We start from the raw sequence: 20744 nt of genomic DNA on the forward strand, positions 1-20744 counted from the left end.
TGCTAAATTCACTATTTTTGCAGTTAACAACATAACTAAAAAATGGAATTAACACAATTAAATGCCATCTCTCCTATTGATGGTCGCTATAGAGGTAAAATATCAAAATTATCAGATTATTTTTCGGAAGAAGCCTTAATAAAATACAGAGTTCGTGTAGAAATTGAATATTTTATTGCTTTGTGCGAAATTCCTTTACCTCAATTATCAGATTTTAACAACGATTTATTTGATGATTTACGTAAAATTTATATTGATTTTACTGCTGAAGATGCTCAGAAAATAAAAGATATTGAAAGCATTACAAACCATGATGTAAAAGCTGTTGAATATTTTATCAAAGAAAAGTTTGATGCCTTAGGTTTACAAGCACATAAAGAGTTTATCCATTTTGGATTAACTTCTCAAGATATCAACAACACCGCTGTTCCGCTTTCTATTAAAGAAGCAATGAACGATGTTTATGTACCTCATTATACTGAGCTTTTAGAAAAGTTACAAGAATTAGTTATTGAGTGGAAAGAGATTTCTATGTTGGCAAGAACACATGGTCAGCCAGCATCTCCAACAAGATTAGGAAAAGAAATAGAAGTTTTCGTGGTACGTTTAAAAGCACAATTCAACTTATTAAATGACATACCAAGTGCTGCAAAATTTGGTGGAGCAACAGGTAATTATAACGCACATAAAGTTGCATACCCAAGTATAGATTGGAAAGAATTTGGAAGTAATTTTGTACAAGGAAAATTAGGTTTACACCACTCTTTTCCTACAACTCAAATAGAACATTACGATCATTTAGCTGCTTTATTTGATAATTTAAAACGTATAAACACTATTATCTTAGATTTAGATAGAGATTTCTGGACCTATGTTTCTACAGATTATTTTAAACAAAAAATTAAAGCAGGTGAAGTTGGTTCTTCTGCAATGCCACATAAAGTAAATCCTATCGATTTTGAAAATTCTGAAGGAAACTTAGGTTTGGCAAATGCAATTTTTGAACATCTTTCTGCTAAATTACCAGTATCTCGTTTACAACGTGATTTAACTGATAGTACTGTTTTACGTAATGTTGGTGTACCATTTGGTCATACAATTATTGCATTTACATCTACCTTAAAAGGATTGAATAAATTATTGTTAAACAAAGAAAAGTTTGCACAAGATTTAGAAAACAATTGGGCAGTTGTTGCAGAAGCAATTCAGACTATTTTAAGACGTGAAGCATATCCTAATCCTTATGAAGCATTAAAAGGATTGACGAGAACGAATGCTAAAATCAACCAAAAATCTATTGCAGACTTTATTGATACTTTAGAAGTTTCACTAGAAATTAAAGAAGAATTAAAAGCAATTACACCAAGTAATTATACAGGTATATAAGCTATGTTAAAAATAGAACCAAGAAACAAGAATCAAGAATCAAGACAAAAGGATGCTAAAAAACAGTATCCTTTTGTATCTTGTTTCTTGGTTTTATTCAGTATTATATTTTTCTCTTGTCAGTCAGATTTAAAAGATAACTCAGATCGCTTTAAAAAAGGTGTTTTTGAGATTCCTGCAGGAGATGGATATAGTAAAACAACGATCACTAGAAAAGATAGTCTTCAAATTGAAGAGTATGATAAAATTATAAGCATCTCTAATGATAGTACTTATGGAGAAAAAAAGATAAAACATATTGATACATTATATATCAAATGGAAAAATAATTTCTTCTATACATTAAAGATGAAATCTCCAAAAAAGGAAATTGATAAAGAACCTATTTATGTTCAAATTACAAAAGTAACAGATAGTTCTTTTAGTTTTTCTGCAAAAATTGGCTTTAGTAAATTTGCTACAGATGGTACTATTTATAAGGTGAAATAAAATTATTATTCCTGTAATTCCATACTGTAAAAAACGACGAACTTAAAACAAACGCTGTCTTAGTATATCTACGTCGTCATTTGTAATTTAATTTATATAGTTTTTTTTAACAAAATGAAATTAGTTATCCAACAGGATAGTTGTAATTTGCACCCATTATTTTAGATATATCAACCATAGAAACAAAAGTAATATCAAACAGCTAAATAAATATATTGGTATCTTAATGTTGGTAATATTCCTATTGCCAATTTTTACACTTTCTGCTCATGCGTTTAGCAACCATGAACACGGTGTTTGCATTTCTAAAGTTGAAAATCATATTCATAAAAAAGACGTTGATTGTAAGTTAGATGTTTATCAAACAAACAATTCTCTCTTAACTGAAAACCTCTTTAACATTAAGTTAAACACTCTTATTTATACTAATAATAGGTTACAATATAATTTCTTAAAAAATCATTATCAATTATCGTTTTTATTAAGAGGGCCACCTGTATGTATTTAAATTAAGTTCTTTTAATTTAAATTATGAAAATAAAAAATGATCAAATTATTTTGTAAATGTGTACTTGCAATATGTATAACTACATCTGCATTTGCACAAGATTGCCAGTTATCCTTTAAAGGGAAAATCACTGATTTCCATGATGGTACATCAATTATTGGTGCTTCTCTAAAAGTTAAAAATTCAAACAAATACGCTATTACAGATTTTGATGGCTTGTTTGAATTTAATAATTTATGTGAAGGTAAAACAACTATTGTAATAGAACATATATCATGTGAAACGAAAGAAATTGTCTTTAATTTAAGTGGAAACACTTTTAAAGAAATTACTTTAGAACATCATATAGAAGATCTAGAAGAAGTTGTTATAGCATCTACACATAAAGTAACATCTAAAACAATACAAACTACAAAAATAGATAACAAGGTTATTGAAGAATATAGTGGTAAAAGTTTAGGTGATGCTTTAAAAAATGTTGCAGGTGTTTCTTCTATCAACACCGGAAATTCTATTGTTAAACCTGTAATAAATGGTTTGCACAGTAGTAGAATTATAGTAATGACAAATGGTGTTAGATTACAGGATCAAGAATGGGGTATAGAACATGCACCAAATATTGATATAAATAATGCTGATAAAATTACAGTAATTAAAGGTGCCAATTCTTTAGAGTTTGGTGGAGATGCCATTGGTGGTGTTATTGTTATGGAACCAATAAAACACGCTTTAAAAGATAGTATTTATGGCAAAACAATTTTAGGCTTACAAAGTAACGGAAGAGGTGGTAATTTACATACAAGTATTACTAAAACCACAGAAAAAGGTTGGTTTATAGATGCTAAAACTACTATAAAAAAGTTTGGCGATTTTAATAGTCCAGATTATAATTTAACAAACACTGGTTTAAGTTCTCAAGCCTTCTCTATTCAATCGGGATTAAAAAAATATGAAAGTGGCTTTACCTTTAATTATAGTTTTGTACATAATAATATTGGTATTTTAAAAGCGTCGCACATTGGTAATTTAGATGATTTAGTAAGTGCCATAAATAATAAAGAGCCTCTAATTATAGAGGATTTCAGTTATACTATTAATGCGCCAAAGCAAGAGGTAAATCACCATATTTTTAAGACTAATTATTACAAAAGGTTTAAAAACTTAGGCAAACTTGAGGTTCAATATGATTTTCAAAAAAATCAGCGTTTTGAGTTTGATATACGAGTTGGAGACGATAAAGATAAAGCTGCTATTGATTTAGATTTAACAACACATTCAATCAGTTCTTCTTTTGATTTTAACAACAATCTAGATCAAACTTATAAAGTTGGACTAAAAGGGAGTTATCAAAATAATTTTGCAAACCCTTTAACGGGTATTAGAAGGTTAATACCTGATTATGATAAATTTGATGCTGGTATTTTTGCAATTGGAAACTTTACCTTAAGTGATAAAACAACAGCAAATGTTGGTGTAAGGTATGATTACAATTACATAAATGCTAAAAAGTTCTATTTAAAAAGTAGATGGACAGAAAGAGGTTATGACACAGAATTTAGTGATTTAATTACAGGAGATTTTACCACACAATGGTTGGTAAACCCTGTTTTTAATTTTCATAATGTATCTGCTTCCGCAGGAATTGTTTATCAAGTAAATGATAAAAATGCGGTCTTATTTAATTATGGTTTATCTAGTAGGGCACCAAATGCATCAGAACTATTTAGTGACGGTTTACATCATTCTGCTTCAAGAATTGAATTGGGAGATTTAGATTTACAACAAGAAGTTTCAAATAGAGTTTCTTCTACGTACACTTATCAATCTAACGATACAAGAATTTCTACAGAGGTATTTTTTAATAACATTCATAATTTTATTTATTTAGAACCAACAGGAATAGAACAAACAATTCGTGGTGCTTTTCCTGTTTGGGAGTACAGAGCTACAAATGCAAGTTTGTACGGAATCGATTTTACGTGGCAACAAAAAATTAATGATGCTTTTACTTTTAATAATAAATCTTCTTTAACTTTTGGGTACGAAACAAAAACAAATAGAGACTTAATAGACATTCCTGCTCCAAGTTTTAAAAACTCTTTGGAGTACAGAAATAAAAAATGGCATCAATTAGGAGTTCGTTTAGAGAGTGAATTGGTTTTAAAACAAATCAATTATCCAGATAACAACTTTTCTGTTTATTTACCAACACAAGATATCGATGCTTTAGTAGACATTAGCTCTACACCATCAGGTTATCACCTATTACATTTACATACAGATGCTGTTTTTCAGTTATCAAAAAAAACAGATTTACAAATTTCAGCAGGCGTAACAAATCTATTAAACACAAGATATAGAAACAACTTAAATAGGTTACGATATTATGCTGATGATTTAGGAAGAAATTATAGTTTACAATTAAAAATTAATTATTAAAAATCAATTATTAAAACACACATTATGAAATCAATTAAACACGTATTAGTATTAGCATCAATTATTGTTTTAGCAGCATCTTGTTCAGATGATGACCCAATAGCTGTTAACGAAGAAGAATTAATCACAACTGTAACACTCGTTTTAACTCCTGAAAATGGTGGTGATACTATTACTTTAAAAAGTACAGATTTAGATGGAGACGGACCAACGGAACCAGAAGTTAGTATTTCTGGAAATTTAGCTGCTAACACCATATATACAGGAGTAACAAAAGTTTTAAACGAAACTGAAAACCCTGCAGAAGATATTACATTAGAAGTTGAAGAAGAAGGTGTAGATCACCAATTCTTTTATACTTTTACTAACGAAATAGCTTCTACAACGTACATAGATACAGATTTAAATGGGGCACCAATTGGTATTGATTTTTCATTAACAACAACAGATGCAGGATCAGAAAGCTTAACAGTTTCTCTTATACATGAGCCAAATAAAAGTGGTGAAGGTGTTGTAGATGGTGATATTTCTAATGCTGCTGGAGAAACAGATGCAGAAGTAACTTTCGCTATTACTATTGAATAATTTTTTATTAAAAATAAAAAAAAAGTGCTGAGTTTTAGAACTCAGCACTTTTTTTATTTAACATATTTTGTTTTCTTAATAGTACTTAAAGAAATAAAAGCAGCTAAAAAGAAAACAGCTAAAGCCAAAACACTAGATTGTATAGATATCATAGAATTTAAAATTCCGAAAGTTACCATACCTACTACTAAGGCTATTTTTTCTGTTACATCAAAAAAGCTAAAATAGGACGCATTATCTTCTGTTTTTGGTAACATTTTTGAGTATGTAGATCTTGCTAAAGATTGTATAGCTCCCATTACCAAACCTATTAAAGCTCCTAAAATATAAAAGTAAATTTCTATATTCGGAGTATCTTTAGTTAAGTTAAATCCTATAAAACAAACCAATCCCCAAATAGCAATGGTAATTTTTAATGTTTTTATATTCCCTATTTTATTTGACAATCTAGAAAATAAAAAAGCGCCTATAATTCCTACAAACTGAACTAGTAAAATAGTACCAATTAAGTTTAAGGTTTCTAAACCTAAAATAGTACCAAAAATACCCGCCATTAAAATAATAGTCTGCACGCCGATACTCCATAAAAAGAATGAAATTAAAAAAATTTTTAATTCTCTATAAGCAAATAATTCTTTGGCAACTTTTTTTATTTCTTTTAATCCTTTCGCAAAATAATTGTCTTTTGGGATTTCTTTTTTCTCTTCGTTTGGCAATTTAGCATAGGTTATTTGTGCAAAACCAAGCCACCACAAACCTACTAAGACAAAAGATAATTGTGAGCCAAATTGTTTATCATAAAAACCAAAAACTTCAGTTTCTATTAAAACTAAGCACAAAAGCAATAATAAAATAGACCCCAAATACCCTAACATAAACCCTTTTGCACTTGCATTGTCTTGTTGATCTGGTAAAGCAACTTCTGGCAAATACGCATTGTAAAATACGATACTTCCCCAAAAACCTATACTCGCCAAAATGGTAAAAAGGATTCCGACCCAAAGCGTTTCTTTTCCTGTAAAAAAATATAAACTCATTACAGAGAGCGCGCCTAATAAACAGAAACCCTTTAAAAACTTCTTTTTATTACCAGCATAATCTGCAATACCAGAAAGCATCGGAGATATAAAAGCCACTACTAAAAAAGAAAATGCCATTGCATAATTATACAAGGTTGTCGGATTCCAAAGTGTGTCTAAAAAAGTAATTTTTCCTTCTGTATTTGCAAAACCTTCCGAAGCTGTTAAGCCTGCATAATAAATAGGAAAAACAGCAGTACTAATTACTAAAGAATATACTGAGTTTGCCCAATCATAAAAAGCCCAAGCATTAATTAATTTTTTATCTCCAATTTTTAACATAAAATCTATTTTATAAAAAAACCGTTCAAAAAAACATCTTTTTTTGAACGGTTACAATATAGGAAATCTATTTGTTTCCTTATTTTTTATTTATATCTTTTACTTGGCGTTGTACTCTGCTGCATATTTTTTAGCCGTTGGTAAATAATTTCTTAAATCTTGTATTCTAGATTCATTAGAAGGGTGTGTACTTAAAATTTCTGGTTGAGAACTTCCGTTAGATAAGTTACTCATTCTTACCCAAACCTCAGCAGCTTCCCTTCCATCATAACCTGCCATAATCATAAAAACCAAACCTAACCTGTCTGCTTCCTGCTCATGAACTCTACTGAATTTTAACATTCCTAAACCAGTAGTAACACCAAATGCAGTATTCCATAATTGTTGAGATTCGTCACTTTTACCAGAAGTACCCAATGCTACGGCAACACCACCTAATTGTTGTAATTGTCCTTGAGACATTCTTTCTTGTCCGTGTTTAGCAAAAGCATGTGCAACTTCGTGCCCCATTACTGCTGCAACTCCATTCTCATTAGCACAAATTGGCATAATACCAGTATAAAAAACGACTTTTCCTCCTGGCATACACCAAGCATTTACGGTTTCATCATCTACTAAATTAAATTCCCATCTATAAGAATCTGCTTCTGAGCTCATATTGTTTGCTCGCATAAAACGATCTACCGCTGCAGAAATATTTTTACCAACATTTTTAATTTGGTTAGACATTGCAGTATTTGTAGATAATTTATTTTCTTCTAAAAAAGTACTGTATTGAGCAAAACTAGTAGGTAGCACTTGTGCATCACTTACAAAATTGACACGACTTCTCCCCGTAATTGGTACGGTACTACATTCTACAAAAAGTAAAACTGTTAAAAGTAAAACTGCTATTTTTTTCATCTATTTATTTTTTATGATCACTAATTGATAAGACACATCTATTTCTAAATTGTCACTATTGGTTGATTATTTACAATTCTATAAAATTACATATTCTATCTTAATCAAAAAAATAATTTATTGCCGAAAGTTAAATCTGTAATTATGTCACAAAGTTTTCGTCTAACTTAAAAACATTTAAAATTTATGAAAAATATTTTCTCTTTACTAGTTTTTATTTTAATGATTAGCTGTAATGGTATAGCTCAAACATCATCCAAAGAAAAAAAAACATACAACATTGAAAAAACAAATGCTGAATGGAAAAAAGAATTAACAGCTAAACAGTATTATATATTACGAGAAGCAGGTACCGAAAAACCTTTTTCGAGTTCTTTTAACACAAACAAAAAAAAAGGAACTTACGTTTGTGCTGCTTGTGAAACACCTCTTTATAAATCTGAATACAAATATGATTCTGGTTCTGGTTGGCCTTCTTTTGACCGAGCAATAAAGAAAAATGTTGAGTTAGATGTAGATTATAAAATTGGTTATGCAAGAACAGAATTAAAATGCAATACTTGTGGAGGTCACTTAGGTCATTCTTTTGATGATGGCCCTAAAAACACCACTGGAAAACGTCATTGTATTAATGGAGACGCTTTAAAATTCATAACTAAATAAACGATAACTATAAACAAAAAATCAAATTAAAGTTAATTTCTTGTTAAAAATGCATATATTTAAGAAAAAACTGCATTATAATTAAAAAGAAATTTTCATTGATTAAAGAACTACTTTTCATAATACTTGTTTTACTTGTAATTGAAACGCATTCTCAACAAACAAAACAAACTCTTTTAAAACCTACAATATCTACAGTAGGTAGTACATCTGTATACCCTATTTCTAACAATATAATAAGGTATACAGTTATACAAAGCATTGGTCAATCTAGTATTATTGGCACAAAAAGCACTGGTAAAATAGATGTACAACAAGGTTTTTTAAATAATAGTAAAATATTTAATATCAATAACTCTGACAAGGATATTATTGATAAATCTCTTCGCCTTGTCATTTCTCCAAATCCTTTTATAGAATATCTAACACTCAATTTCTCCAAAGAAACTAAGCATAAAATTCATATACACATATATGATGTTACTAGGAAAATCATCTTAAAAAAAGAATATTCCTCTACAGACATTTTACTTATCCAGTTAAAAAACTATAGTATAGGCACTTATATTATACGCATACAAAGCGGTAATAATACGTTTACAGAAAAAATACTAAAAACAGAATAAGGGATGTGGAAAAATATCTCAAATATTATAATTATAACTGTTGTATTTATTTTCATAAATAATACAACAAAAGCACAACAAGCCTATTTAGAAACTGGTTTTGAAAACGCCTATTTTAAAAATTATGTAAATAATTTAGGAAATAATACTTTAGATTTAAGTTACTCAAAAGCACAAGATTTTTTTATTGAAAGTGGTTTTAGATTTGCGTTATATGAAGAACGATTTACTTGGGATATAGGACTTGGATACAACAAATATAAAATTAATACTGGTTTTTATTCTGGTAAGATTAGCACACCAACAACGTATGATTTAAGTTATTTAACCTTAAAACCAGGGATAAACTTTGCATTTGTTAATGAAAGGCGATTAAAAGTACAGGTACACACACATATTTCTTACGATTGGCTTATTTCAGGCACAAGAACATATAAAGATAATACAGTAAATTTATACAAGGAAAATACTTTTGACAAAAATTTAATTAGAATACACAGAGGAATAAGTGTAGAGTATGTTATTCATGACAATCTATCTACTTATGTAAAATATAATGTAGCTGATAGTTTTAAAGAAAAAAACAAAGACAGTAATATAGAAGAAGCATATTCATTTCACTCCAAGGCATTTTCATTTGGATTGTTATTCTATATTTTAAGATTAAATAACAGAAGGTTCTAAAAAATAAATATGAAATTTTCACATAAAATACGGCTCTTTTTATTTTTACTGACAAACACTTTTCTGTTTGGTCAAACACCTGGTTTTAATTATCAGGCGTTAATTTTAAATAACGAAGAAATTCAGATTCCTGGAACAAACGTATTAGAAAATAAAGTTCCTTTAGGTCTAGAAGAAATTATCCTACGTTTTACTATATCAAATGAAACCTCTGTAGAATATATAGAAGAACATACAATTAGTACAGATAAAAACGGCATGGTTTCTCTTATTGTAGGAGAAGGAATACCCATAAGTAATACATTTTATGATATTAATTGGGATGGAAAATTAAAATATTTAAATGTTGAACTAAATATTCTAAATGATAACGACGGTTTTGTCTTTTTAGACAGTCAAAAAATATTATACAGACCTCAACCTGATCGTGGTAATGAGAATAGAAATGGGAACATAAAAATAGTAAGTTCTTTAGGAGACTTATCTCCTCCTTATCAATTAGGAGATATCATTTGGCTTACAGATTATGGTATAAATAACTCCCCATCATTAATGATTTGGGATGATATAAAATGGACACCTATTAATAATGATTTTGATCCTACTAATGAATTTGGACTTATAGTAGTGGGTAATGATAGCTTTAGAGATGCTCAATTCAAAAAACCTGTAACTGGAGATCAAGTTTGGAATCAGACTTGTAATTGTTTAGAAGTATATGATGGTACTCAATGGGTTTCATTAAGAAATATGAAAGCTGAAAATGGCCTTTACACAAGAGACAATAAAATAAAATTAGGTGGTATTTTAATAGAACCAACTTTAATTACCACAAGTGCAACAAACACATTTGCCTTTGCAGGATTGCAAGAAAGCACAAATACTGAAGATCAAATAGTCGTTATGGATAAAAGTACAGGTGTTTTAAGACAAAAACCTAATTCTACTCTCCATCAAAAAAAACAAGTAATTATTATTGCTTCTGATGGTCAATTAGAATTTACCACTCCCCTCAAAATTACAAATTCTGATAAAATAGATGTATTTAGAAACGGTGTTCGCATCAATTTTATTGCAATTAACAATACAACTATAAAACTAGAACAAGAAGCGAAATGTTACCAAGATGATAAAGTTAGAATAGTCCAACTATATTAATACATCACTCATAAAAAACTGAAAAGCCTATGAATAAAAACAATTAAAAAAGAAAAATAACAATTAAATTAATTAAAAATGAAAACTATGAAAACGAATTATTTAAAATCAACAATATTAGGTATTATAATTATGGCGAGTAGTACCATAAATGCCCAAAGAACAGAAACCTCAACTAATGCTGCAACCGATTTTACAAAACAAGCAAATACCGTTTTAGGTGAGGCTGGCGGATCTATAAAAGTTATTGATAATAAGGGTACAATTAAGTATTTACAATCTAGTAATGGCGTAACAATGTTTACGGACACCGCACCAGATGGAGGTGTAATTACAACCTGGCAATTGGGTGGTACTTTAACAGATGATACTTATATTGACGCATCAGGAGCTATTTTTGCTATTACAGGAATTGATGGAATTGACACAACCGCTGGTGATGCTGAAAACTCAGCTGCAACAGCTTTTGACACTACAGGATATTCATTATTAGTTAGGGATGAAGCTACTGGTGAAACAAAAAAACTTTTAATGACTAATTTCATTGATGTTCTATGGGATGAAACAGAATTGACTGCAGATGTAACAACTGACTTTACTGTGGATGCTGTTGGTATTTTAGCAACTACAAACGTTAATCGTGTATCTGTGTATAGAAATGGAGCAAAATTAAGATCTGGTACAGATTACACAATTACTAACGTTAATGAAGTAAACATAGTTGTTGCTTCATTAGGCGGTACTGCTTATACTGGAGATGTTTTTGAAGTACACTTTATTAAGTAAAAATAGCATCTTTATAAATTATGGTTTGTAAAATTACAAGCCATAATATTACTATTCATAAAAGAATACAACTCTTATTTTCAAAATCAACTTTCTTATTTTTTTGACTTTATAACTCTATTTTATAAATAAAAATGCAGCAATTTCTAAAGCAACATATCATAACTTTTTTACTACTATTAGTAGCTAGTATATATGCTCAAGAAGTTAGCGTTATCAATAACAAAGGAACTATACTTAACATAAGAAATAATACAGTTACAACTTCTAATACGAGTAATTCAAATCCAGTAGAAAACGATATTTGGTTTGATACTTCCTCCTCACCCACTACTGTTAAAATTTATAATGGTACTTCTTGGGAAAAATTATCTCCAACAGCTACCGAAGGATCTGTATTTTTTGCAAGTGCTACAGGTATACCTACAGAAGACAATACTCAATTATTCTGGGATAGCACCAATAATAGACTGGGTATAGGGACAAGTTCACCTACAAATAAGTTCCATGTTACAGGAGCCATGAGAACGGAAGGCATTTTAAATTCTGATGGTACTATGGGTAGGCCATCATACAGATTTAAAAATGATATAGATACAGGAATGTACAGCCCAGTCGCAGATGAAATTAGGTTTTCAGTTGGTGGTATAGAAGCTCTCAATATTGATGAAATAGCAAACACAACAACTGTAACTATAAAAGAAACCCTAAAATTAGATGGTCGTATTAAGGATAAAAATAATTCTACAGGTATTACTGGACAAATTTTATCAGCAATTAATACAGGAACAAATTGGATAGATGCTTCAACTATAAATACGGATACTCAAAAAATTGATATTTATACTTTAAATATAGATGGAAAAAATTTAGAGATTTCATTAGAAAATGATGCTGAAACAACAAAACAAACAGATTTATCAGCATTAAAAATTACAGGTGATATTTCAGGAACCTTAGCAGCATCCACCATTATAAAAATACAAAACATAGATGTTTCAAACATACCTCCAACAAACGGACAAACATTAGTTTATGATAATACTTCATCTCAATATATACCAAAAACTTTTTATACACCTACAGTAAGCGAACGCTACCCAAATGCAATACAAACAATTGCAGAATCTTCCAATTTTACAACAATCAACTTTCAATCTCAAGATTTTACTCCCAACTCTTCAGATTACACTAATACTACAGATGGAATTATTGCACTTAACACAGGTAGATATAAAATTACATACAGAATTACATCCGAAGTAATAAATAATGTTCGAGTTGGAGGAGAATTTCAACTCACAAAAAATACGATATCGGTAAATAATACAATAGCTTATAGTTATCAAACAAGTAATTTGGTAAATAAAAGTACGGTAACGATGGTAAAAATTTTAGATTTAATTGCAAATGATAAAATTGGAGTTCAAGGTAGAGTTTACGAAAGTGATCGTGGAACTCTAGATAGTTTAACCATACTACCTGAAGGAACTATGCTAACTCTTGAAAAAATTAATTAAGAAGAAAACTAAACACTTTATGTTATTATAAAGCGAATTTACTTTCTAATTCTGCTATAACCATTTGCAGTTTTCAGGATATCTATTATTGTAGAATACGAGAGAGTATTTGCTGAAGTAAACAACCATTCACACTTAAAAAACACTAAAAGTCATATTAAGCCTCAACAGTTTATAACGTATTTTTTTTGTATCTTACTTACATAATTTATTATTGATGGAAAAAGAGGAAATTGCAGATTTATTAGAGGAAAATCACAATACTTTATTTAAATGGTTAGAAGATCAACCAAATGACAACTGGGAAAAAGGTCCCGATGGAAAATGGACTGTAGGACAACAAATACTTCACTTAGTAAATAGCTTACAACTTTTAAATAACGCTTTAAGTTATCCTCGCTTTTTTTTAAAATACAAATTTGGGTTATGTAATAGAGAACCTATAGATTACAAAACGATTGTAAGCAAGTACCATCAAAAATTACTTGACAAAAAAGATAAAACAAAGAAATACAATCAAAAGTTAAAAAAAACATTATTAAAAGATAGAGAACGTCTATTAATAAAACTGCAAATACAGAGTAAAAAACTACAATTTAAACTCAAAAAAATTAGTGATGTTAATTTAGACACATTGGTACTTCCGCATCCATTAATGGGTAAAATGACTATTAGAGAAATTATAATGTGGACAGCATATCACACAGAACATCATACCAAAATATTAATAATGCATTATGGTGAAGAGACTTATTGCTAACCTTAGTAGGTATAAAATATCGAATTTTACTTCGTGATAAAAATAAGATCATAAGTTTAAATTCATATTATTCAATATTTTAATAAGAAACTTCGTTTTTACTTAACCTATTTACCTTTAATTGATCTCTAATCAATTAATAAATATCTTTAACTACATATTTTCTAATTCTGATTCAATAAAAAACTATTCTAATTCATATATTTGTGCTTCCTAAAAAAGAAGACGAATTATGTTTAATAATTTAAGCGATAAATTAGATAAAGCTTTACACACCTTAAAAGGTCATGGTAAAATTACAGAAGTTAATGTTGCCGAAACATTAAAAGAAGTTAGAAGAGCGTTGTTAGACGCCGATGTTAACTTTAAAATTGCCAAAGAATTTACCAAAAGAGTTCAAACCAAAGCATTAGGGCAAGACGTTTTAACTACGTTAAACCCAGGTCAATTAATGGTAAAGTTAGTTAAAGATGAACTAACAGAATTAATGGGTGGAGAAACTGTAGGTGTTAATTTAGGTGGTTCGCCAACTGTAATTTTAATGTCTGGTTTACAAGGTTCTGGTAAAACTACTTTTTCAGGAAAATTAGCAAACTTTCTTAAAGATAAAAAATCTAAACAAGTTTTATTAGTTGGTTGTGATGTTTATAGACCTGCTGCAATAAATCAATTACAAGTTGTTGGAGAACAAATTGGTGTTGAGGTGTATGCAGAAGTTGGAAACAATAATCCTGTTGAAATTTCACAAAACGCTATAAAACATGCAAAAGCAAACGGTAAAAACGTAGTTATTATTGATACTGCTGGTCGTTTAGCCGTGGATACAGAGATGATGAATGAAATTTCTAACATTCATAAAGCTGTAAGTCCACAAGAAACTTTATTCGTGGTAGATTCTATGACAGGGCAAGATGCAGTAAATACTGCAAAAGCTTTTAATGATATCTTAAATTTTGATGGAGTTGTTCTTACAAAATTAGATGGAGATACTCGTGGTGGAGCTGCATTATCTATTAAATCTGTTGTTGATAAACCAATTAAGTTTATTGGTACTGGAGAAAAAATGGACGCAATAGATGTATTCCATCCAGATAGAATGGCAGATCGTATTTTAGGGATGGGAGATGTTGTTTCTTTAGTTGAAAGAGCACAAGACCAATACGATGAAGAAGAAGCTAGAAAATTACAGAAAAAGATTGCTAAAAATCAATTTGGTTTTGATGACTTTTTAAGTCAGATTCAACAAATCAAAAAAATGGGTAGCATGAAAGATTTAGTTGGTATGATTCCTGGAGCTGGTAAAGCAATGAAAGATGTAGATATAGACGATGATGCTTTTAAAGGTATCGAAGCTATTATTCATTCTATGACACCGGAAGAAAGAAGCACACCAACAACAATAAACGCCAGTAGAAAAAAGAGAATTGCAAAAGGTTCTGGAACTTCGGTTAATGAAGTAAACCAGCTAATGAAGCAATTTAACCAAATGAGTAAAATGATGAAGATGATGCAAGGCGGCGGCGGCAAAAAGATGATGCAAATGATGAAAGGAATGAAGTAAAAATATTAAAAAAGATAAACACACGTTTATCTTTTTTTAATTTACATAATACACAACAACTAGACAACAACACAACAAACTAGAAATGATTTTATTAGACGGAAAAAAAACATCTGCAGACATTAAAGAAGAAATTGCTTTAGAAGTAAAAGATTTAAAAAGTAAAGGAGCTGATACGCCTCATTTAGCAGCGATAATCGTTGGAGACGACGGTGCAAGTATCACTTATGTGAATGCAAAAGTAAAAGCTTGTGAGCTTGTTGGTTTCGAATCTACTTTAATTAGATTACCAGATGATACTACCGAAGAAGATTTATTAAATGAAATTGCTATTTTAAATATTGATAAAGATATTGATGGTTTTATTGTGCAACTTCCGTTACCAAAACATATAGATGAGCAAAAAATATTAATGGCTATAAATCCTGATAAGGACGTAGACGGTTTTCATCCAACGAACGTTGGAAAAATGGCTCTAAATTTACCTACTTTTATCTCTGCAACTCCTTTTGGAATTTTAGAGCTATTAGAAAGATATAAGGTTGAGACTTCTGGAAAACACGTGGTTGTTTTAGGTAGAAGTCATATTGTTGGTAGCCCAATGAGTATTTTATTATCTCAAAAAAGAAAGGTTGGTAATGCAACGGTAACAATGTGCCATAGTAGAACTCAAAATTTAAAAGAAATAACTTTACAAGCAGATATTATTATTGCTGCAATTGGTATTCCTGAATTTTTAAAAGCAGATATGATAAAAGATCATGTTACTGTAATTGATGTAGGTATTACTCGTTTAGAAGATGCCTCTAAAAAAAGTGGATTTAGATTGGTTGGTGATGTCGCTTTTGATGAAGTTTCTAAAAAATCTGATTTTATTACTCCTGTTCCTGGTGGAGTTGGCCCAATGACTATTGCCATGTTATTAAAAAACACATTATTAGCTTGCCAAAGAAAAAGCTAATTTTTTATAAGGTATAAAAAAAGCGATGCATTAAATGCATCGCTTTTTTTTGCTTAAAATTGTATTGATTAAATATTATTTTCGGCAAATTCTTTTCTGTAAATTTTTACAATTACTAAAAATAAACTGATTAATAATGGTCCGAAAATTAAACCAATAAACCCAAATAAAGGTACCCCAACAATAACACCAATTAAGGTAATTAAAGGGTGCACATCATCTAATTTTTTTAATACCAAAAGCCTTATAATATTATCTGTAGACCCAACTACAACTATCCCATAAATTAAGATTCCCCAAGCAGCAACACTATCTCCAGAAGCTAACGTTAAAATAAAAACAGGTAATATACCTACAAAGGTTCCTATAAAAGGAATCATAGAACCTACTGTAACAATTGTAAACCAAAAGAATGGGTTATTTATATCGAAAATCAGAAAACCTATTAACGCAATAATACCTTGTGCAATAGCAACTAAAGGAATTCCTATGGTATTAGAACGAACCATAGACTTCGCTTCGGAACCTATAATCTTTAAATTCACTTCGTTTATCGGTAAATATTTGTATAAAGATTTTCTTAAGATTTTTTCATTTACCAACATAAAGTATAATAAGAAGTACATTAAACCAATTGATATAAATATATTAAAGGTACTACCTACAAATCCCTGCAAGTTATCTGTTATCCAACTAGACACTTCTTCCGCGTCTATACTATCTGTAAAATTATAACCTACTTTACCTTCTAAAGAAGTCATTTGTGTTTTAAACTTGGATACAACCTCTTCTGAATTTCCAACTACATCACGCACTTTATTTGCCAACATTAATAAAATACCCGAAATAGGTAAAAGTATACCTATAAAGGAAACTAAGATTAAAAAAGCTGCGGCAATATTTGGTTTCCAATTTTTATTAACCAAAAAAAGCATTGCTTTTCTTAATAAAACAAAAATAGTTATTGCCCCTAAAACACCTGATAAATAGGGAATTAATTCCCTGAAAATTAGAATTAAAATAAATAAAATAAGTAATAAAACAAATATTTGTCTTATTATTCTTGGTGCAATAGTATCTTTCATATGTAGTAGTTTATCGCAATTTAGAAATAAAATAAAATTAATATTATAACTATCAATTTATAAATTAACACAAATGTAATCTATACTTCTTCTCTATGTACCAAGTCTATAGAAAAAGCTGGTAAACAAACTGCCATATATTCACAAGGATCTGTAAAAGGATTTGAATATTGAACTCTGGTATTTTTTTCTATTTTAATAGATTCACCTGCAGATAAAATAATGGTTTCGCCATCTATTATAAATTGTTTTTTTCCTTTAATAATATAGGTGTATTCTTCAAACTCTGGAGTTTGAAAAGGTTCACTCCAACCAGAAGGCGCAACCATATGCGCAATACTTATTTGAGAGTTTCCATCGGTTGCTTGTCCGAAATGTTCTTCTATTATTTTACCATCTGTGGTTGGAACCACAAAGGGTGCTTTTTGAATGGTATATTTTTTCATCTGTTAAAACTATAAAATGCGGCAAGATATTCGCTTGTTATTATATTTTCTATTCTACTTAAATCATCAACGTTTTTTTCTACAAAGTAAACCGTATCTGCTTTTTCTAATTCTTCAGCATTAAATAATGAACTTGCTAAATTAGATAATTTTTTATTTGACAAATTTTTAGAACCAATCGCTAACCTAAGAGTATTTAAATGAGTGCTATCATTTAATAAACACCCTATAATACCAATAGACTCATGTTCTGACACATCTGTTTTTAAAAGAATCTCTTTTTCTTTGGAGTTTATTTTAATGTCATTATCTAAATAATATTGAAAGATAATTCTTCTTTCAAACTCAGAATTTGGTCTTAAAACTGTTCCTTCACTGTTTTCAATTGAATATGTTTTCATAAATATTGGTTTTGCGAAAGCGATTGAAACGGCATCCTTTTTATGTAAAAACTCTTATTTAATAAATATAACAAAATATTATTTATTAAATAAGAGTTTTTAAAGTATCAATTTATTTTTACATAAAAAGATATAGTTGAAAGCGCGGTTTTGTTAAAAAAATAAAGCGACAAAATTTGCCCTAAAATTTAATTAAACCAAACGATAAAAGATTTCATTTTTGCTAAATCTGGAATTTGTTCTTTTGTTACTTTTTGAGTAATCAATTCTTTTAGACCTAACTCTTCTTTATCTATAGCAACTGTTGCATTTAAGTCGTTTAAAAAAAGCGTTGCAGAAGTTAAAGTAGTCTCTATTCTGTTAATATTGTTATTGGCATTTATTTCTGAAAAACTAGAATTTAAATTAATTCCAGATGCAGTTGTATAACGCACATCATTAATTTCTATACTTTTTATGGTAGATGTAGAATCTAATTGTTGTTTTGGCAAAATTGTAAGTAACAATTTTCCTCCTTTTTCAAAAATGAAATATTCATCGTCTTCTTGAAAATAATTATCTCCTTGTGCACCTTCACTTAAATTTTTAACAATAGAATCGTTTTTAAAAATAGTACTTAATTCCTTTATTGTAGTTGTGGTTGTAAGCGCACCAACTTTACCTTTTTCTATTTTAAATTTACTAGTATTATCACAGCTAATTACAAATAGTGAAAATGCGATTGCAATAATTGGAAGGATATTTTTTTTAATCATTATAGTATGTTTGTTATTTAAATGTTCTTTTTATTTATTTCTTATTTTAATACTTTTTTTAAAATCCCAAATGCAGCTCTAATAAAAGTTGCACTTGTTAATACTTTAATTAATGGATTTTGTGCCGTACTTCTGCGTCTGGTAGTACTTCTAGAAGCTCTTTCTTCTCTTATTCTTTCCTTATCTCTTTCTTTTGCTAATTTTTCTCTTTCTTTTTTATCGGTTTCTGCTTGTATAGCTTTTGCTTCTGCAATATTAACCTTTTCTATCTTTTCATTCAATAATTCGTACGCACTTTCTCTGTCTAAATTTTCATTGTATTTATAGAAAAGACGTGAGTTGTTAATTACATTTTTTAACTCTTTATCAGTTAGAACATCCATTCTACTCATTGGAGCACGTAACATGGTTCTTGCCAACGGAGTTGGAATTCCTTTTTCGTTTAAAACGGATACAAAAGCTTCTCCAATTCCTAATTGCGTTAAAACTTCTTTCGTGTCATAATACTCAGAAGATGGATAATTTTCTGCAGCCAACTTAATAGCTTTTCTATCTTTTGCTGTAAATGCTCTTAATGCATGTTGAATTTTTAAACCTAATTGTGCTAAAATATCTTCTGGCACATCTTTAGGGTTTTGCGTAACAAAATACAAACCAATCCCTTTAGAACGAATCAATTTTACAATACTTTCTATTTGATTTAATAAAGCCTTAGAAGCTTCTTCAAATACCAAATGCGCTTCATCTATAAAGATGATTAACTCCGGTTTGTCACTATCTCCTTGCTCTGGGAAAGTTTCATAGACCTCAGCTAATAATTGTAACATAAATGTTGAAAACAACTTTGGTTTGTCCTGAATATCTGTTAAACGCAAAACAGAAATAATTCCTTTTCCGTCTTCATCTACTCTTGTTAAATCTTCTACTTCAAAAGATCTTTCGCCAAAGAATAAATCTCCTCCTTGTTGTTCTATTTCTACAATTTTACGCAAAATTGCACCTGTAGATGAAGATGAAATTCGCCCATACTCCGCTTGAATTTCTTCTTTACCTTCATTGGTAACGTATTGTAAAACTTTTTTGAAATCTTTAATATCTAAAAGGGCAAATTTATTATCATCACAATATTTAAAAATGATGGCTACGATTCCGCTTTGAGTTTCTGTTAAGTCTAAAATTCTTGATAATAAAACAGGTCCAAATTCTGAAATTGTAGCACGCATTCTTGTTCCGTCTTGTTCAGAAATCGTTAAAACTTCTATAGGAAATTTTTGTGCTGTAAACGGAAAACCAATTTTTGCGTGACGTTCGTCTATTTTTGCATGTCCTGGACTAGGTTGTGCCAAACCAGAAAGGTCTCCTTTAATATCCATCAACAAAACAGGGACTCCTTTTTCTGATAAGTTTTCTGCTAAAACTTGTAGTGTTTTTGTTTTTCCTGTTCCGGTTGCTCCAGCAATTAAACCATGCCTATTTAGAGTTTTAAGTGGTATTTTCACCAGCGCATCTGTTACGGTTTCTTCCCCTAACATTGCGGCACCTAATGCTATAAAATCGCCTTTGGTTTTGTAACCGTTATTGATGTATTCAAAAAATTCTTCTTTCTGACTCATTTAAAACTAAATTTTGATAAAAATAATCAAAGTTTGATTGTTGTGAAATTATTT

The 20744-nt window shown here is 29.5% G+C and carries 20 protein-coding genes; 13 read left to right on the forward strand and 7 right to left on the reverse strand.

What is annotated here, in order from left to right; all coding sequences use genetic code 11:
- Positions 1-42 precede the first annotated feature (42 nt).
- From purB to H0I29_RS17155, 4 genes are all read left to right on the forward strand, one after another.
- Entirely contained in the window at positions 43-1386 is a 1344-nt protein-coding gene (purB, locus tag H0I29_RS17140; protein WP_218753609.1) for an adenylosuccinate lyase, read from the forward strand.
- A gap of 3 nt (positions 1387-1389) precedes the next feature.
- Positions 1390-1875 carry a hypothetical protein gene (locus tag H0I29_RS17145; RefSeq protein ID WP_254712658.1) on the forward strand — a complete coding sequence of 162 codons (486 nt, stop codon included), beginning with the start codon at positions 1390-1392 and terminating at the stop codon, positions 1873-1875.
- Between the two features lie 544 nt (positions 1876-2419).
- Positions 2420-4822 carry a TonB-dependent receptor gene (locus H0I29_RS17150; RefSeq protein WP_218753611.1) on the forward strand — a complete coding sequence of 801 codons (2403 nt, stop codon included), beginning with the start codon at positions 2420-2422 and terminating at the stop codon, positions 4820-4822.
- A 24-nt stretch (positions 4823-4846) separates the two neighbouring features.
- The gene (locus H0I29_RS17155; protein WP_218730735.1) at positions 4847-5407 is read left to right on the forward strand and encodes a type 1 periplasmic binding fold superfamily protein; all 561 of its coding nucleotides are present in this window, start codon (positions 4847-4849) and stop codon (positions 5405-5407) included.
- Positions 5408-5460: 53 nt separating this feature from the next.
- Here H0I29_RS17155 and H0I29_RS17160 read toward each other — a convergent pair whose 3' ends face one another.
- Both H0I29_RS17160 and H0I29_RS17165 read right to left on the reverse strand, forming a co-directional pair.
- Positions 5461-6768 (reverse strand): MFS transporter, encoded by a 1308-nt coding sequence (locus H0I29_RS17160; protein ID WP_218753613.1) that lies wholly within the window; start codon positions 6766-6768, stop codon positions 5461-5463.
- 99 nt (positions 6769-6867) lie between these two features.
- Positions 6868-7671, reverse strand: coding sequence for a M48 family metallopeptidase (locus H0I29_RS17165; protein ID WP_218730737.1), 804 nt, complete (start codon positions 7669-7671; stop codon positions 6868-6870).
- A gap of 186 nt (positions 7672-7857) precedes the next feature.
- Between H0I29_RS17165 and msrB the strand changes: the two genes are divergently transcribed.
- From msrB to folD, 9 genes are all read left to right on the forward strand, one after another.
- Positions 7858-8334, forward strand: a complete 477-nt coding sequence (msrB, locus tag H0I29_RS17170) for a peptide-methionine (R)-S-oxide reductase MsrB (protein WP_218753615.1) — start codon at positions 7858-7860, stop codon at positions 8332-8334.
- 98 nt (positions 8335-8432) lie between these two features.
- A complete protein-coding gene (locus tag H0I29_RS17175; protein WP_218753617.1) occupies positions 8433-8960 on the forward strand; it encodes a T9SS type A sorting domain-containing protein in 528 nt (175 codons plus the stop codon).
- Between the two features lie 3 nt (positions 8961-8963).
- The gene (locus tag H0I29_RS17180) at positions 8964-9644 is read left to right on the forward strand and encodes a hypothetical protein (RefSeq protein WP_218753619.1); all 681 of its coding nucleotides are present in this window, start codon (positions 8964-8966) and stop codon (positions 9642-9644) included.
- Positions 9645-9653: 9 nt separating this feature from the next.
- Positions 9654-10802, forward strand: a complete 1149-nt coding sequence (locus H0I29_RS17185) for a hypothetical protein (RefSeq protein ID WP_218753621.1) — start codon at positions 9654-9656, stop codon at positions 10800-10802.
- A gap of 87 nt (positions 10803-10889) precedes the next feature.
- Positions 10890-11588, forward strand: coding sequence for a hypothetical protein (locus H0I29_RS17190; RefSeq protein WP_218753623.1), 699 nt, complete (start codon positions 10890-10892; stop codon positions 11586-11588).
- A gap of 134 nt (positions 11589-11722) precedes the next feature.
- On the forward strand, positions 11723-13108 hold the full coding sequence (locus H0I29_RS17195) for a hypothetical protein (RefSeq protein ID WP_218753624.1): 1386 nt from the start codon (positions 11723-11725) through the stop codon (positions 13106-13108).
- Positions 13109-13325: 217 nt separating this feature from the next.
- A complete protein-coding gene (locus H0I29_RS17200) occupies positions 13326-13868 on the forward strand; it encodes a DinB family protein (RefSeq protein WP_218753626.1) in 543 nt (180 codons plus the stop codon).
- 232 nt (positions 13869-14100) lie between these two features.
- Entirely contained in the window at positions 14101-15429 is a 1329-nt protein-coding gene (gene ffh / locus H0I29_RS17205; protein ID WP_165733415.1) for a signal recognition particle protein, read from the forward strand.
- Positions 15430-15514: 85 nt separating this feature from the next.
- Entirely contained in the window at positions 15515-16390 is an 876-nt protein-coding gene (gene folD / locus H0I29_RS17210) for a bifunctional methylenetetrahydrofolate dehydrogenase/methenyltetrahydrofolate cyclohydrolase FolD (protein ID WP_218730745.1), read from the forward strand.
- Positions 16391-16458: 68 nt separating this feature from the next.
- Here the strand turns inward: folD and H0I29_RS17215 are convergent, their stop codons facing one another.
- The 5 genes from H0I29_RS17215 to H0I29_RS17235 all read right to left on the reverse strand — a co-directional run bounded on the left by H0I29_RS17215 (position 16459) and on the right by H0I29_RS17235 (position 20690).
- Positions 16459-17475 (reverse strand): AI-2E family transporter, encoded by a 1017-nt coding sequence (locus H0I29_RS17215; RefSeq protein ID WP_218753628.1) that lies wholly within the window; start codon positions 17473-17475, stop codon positions 16459-16461.
- Between the two features lie 80 nt (positions 17476-17555).
- Positions 17556-17921: a cupin domain-containing protein gene (locus H0I29_RS17220; RefSeq protein WP_218753630.1), complete on the reverse strand. Its 366-nt coding sequence runs from the start codon at positions 17919-17921 to the stop codon at positions 17556-17558.
- A complete protein-coding gene (locus H0I29_RS17225) occupies positions 17918-18322 on the reverse strand; it encodes a hypothetical protein (protein ID WP_218753632.1) in 405 nt (134 codons plus the stop codon). Before H0I29_RS17225 ends, H0I29_RS17220 begins: the two co-directional genes overlap by 4 nt.
- Before the next feature lie 188 nt (positions 18323-18510).
- Positions 18511-19077, reverse strand: a complete 567-nt coding sequence (locus tag H0I29_RS17230; RefSeq protein WP_165733420.1) for a hypothetical protein — start codon at positions 19075-19077, stop codon at positions 18511-18513.
- A gap of 41 nt (positions 19078-19118) precedes the next feature.
- On the reverse strand, positions 19119-20690 hold the full coding sequence (locus tag H0I29_RS17235) for a helicase HerA-like domain-containing protein (protein ID WP_218753634.1): 1572 nt from the start codon (positions 20688-20690) through the stop codon (positions 19119-19121).
- Positions 20691-20744: the final 54 nt, after the last annotated feature.

Origin of the sequence: Polaribacter sp. R2A056_3_33 (genome assembly GCF_019278485.1) — a bacterium.
GTDB lineage: Bacteria > Bacteroidota > Bacteroidia > Flavobacteriales > Flavobacteriaceae > Polaribacter.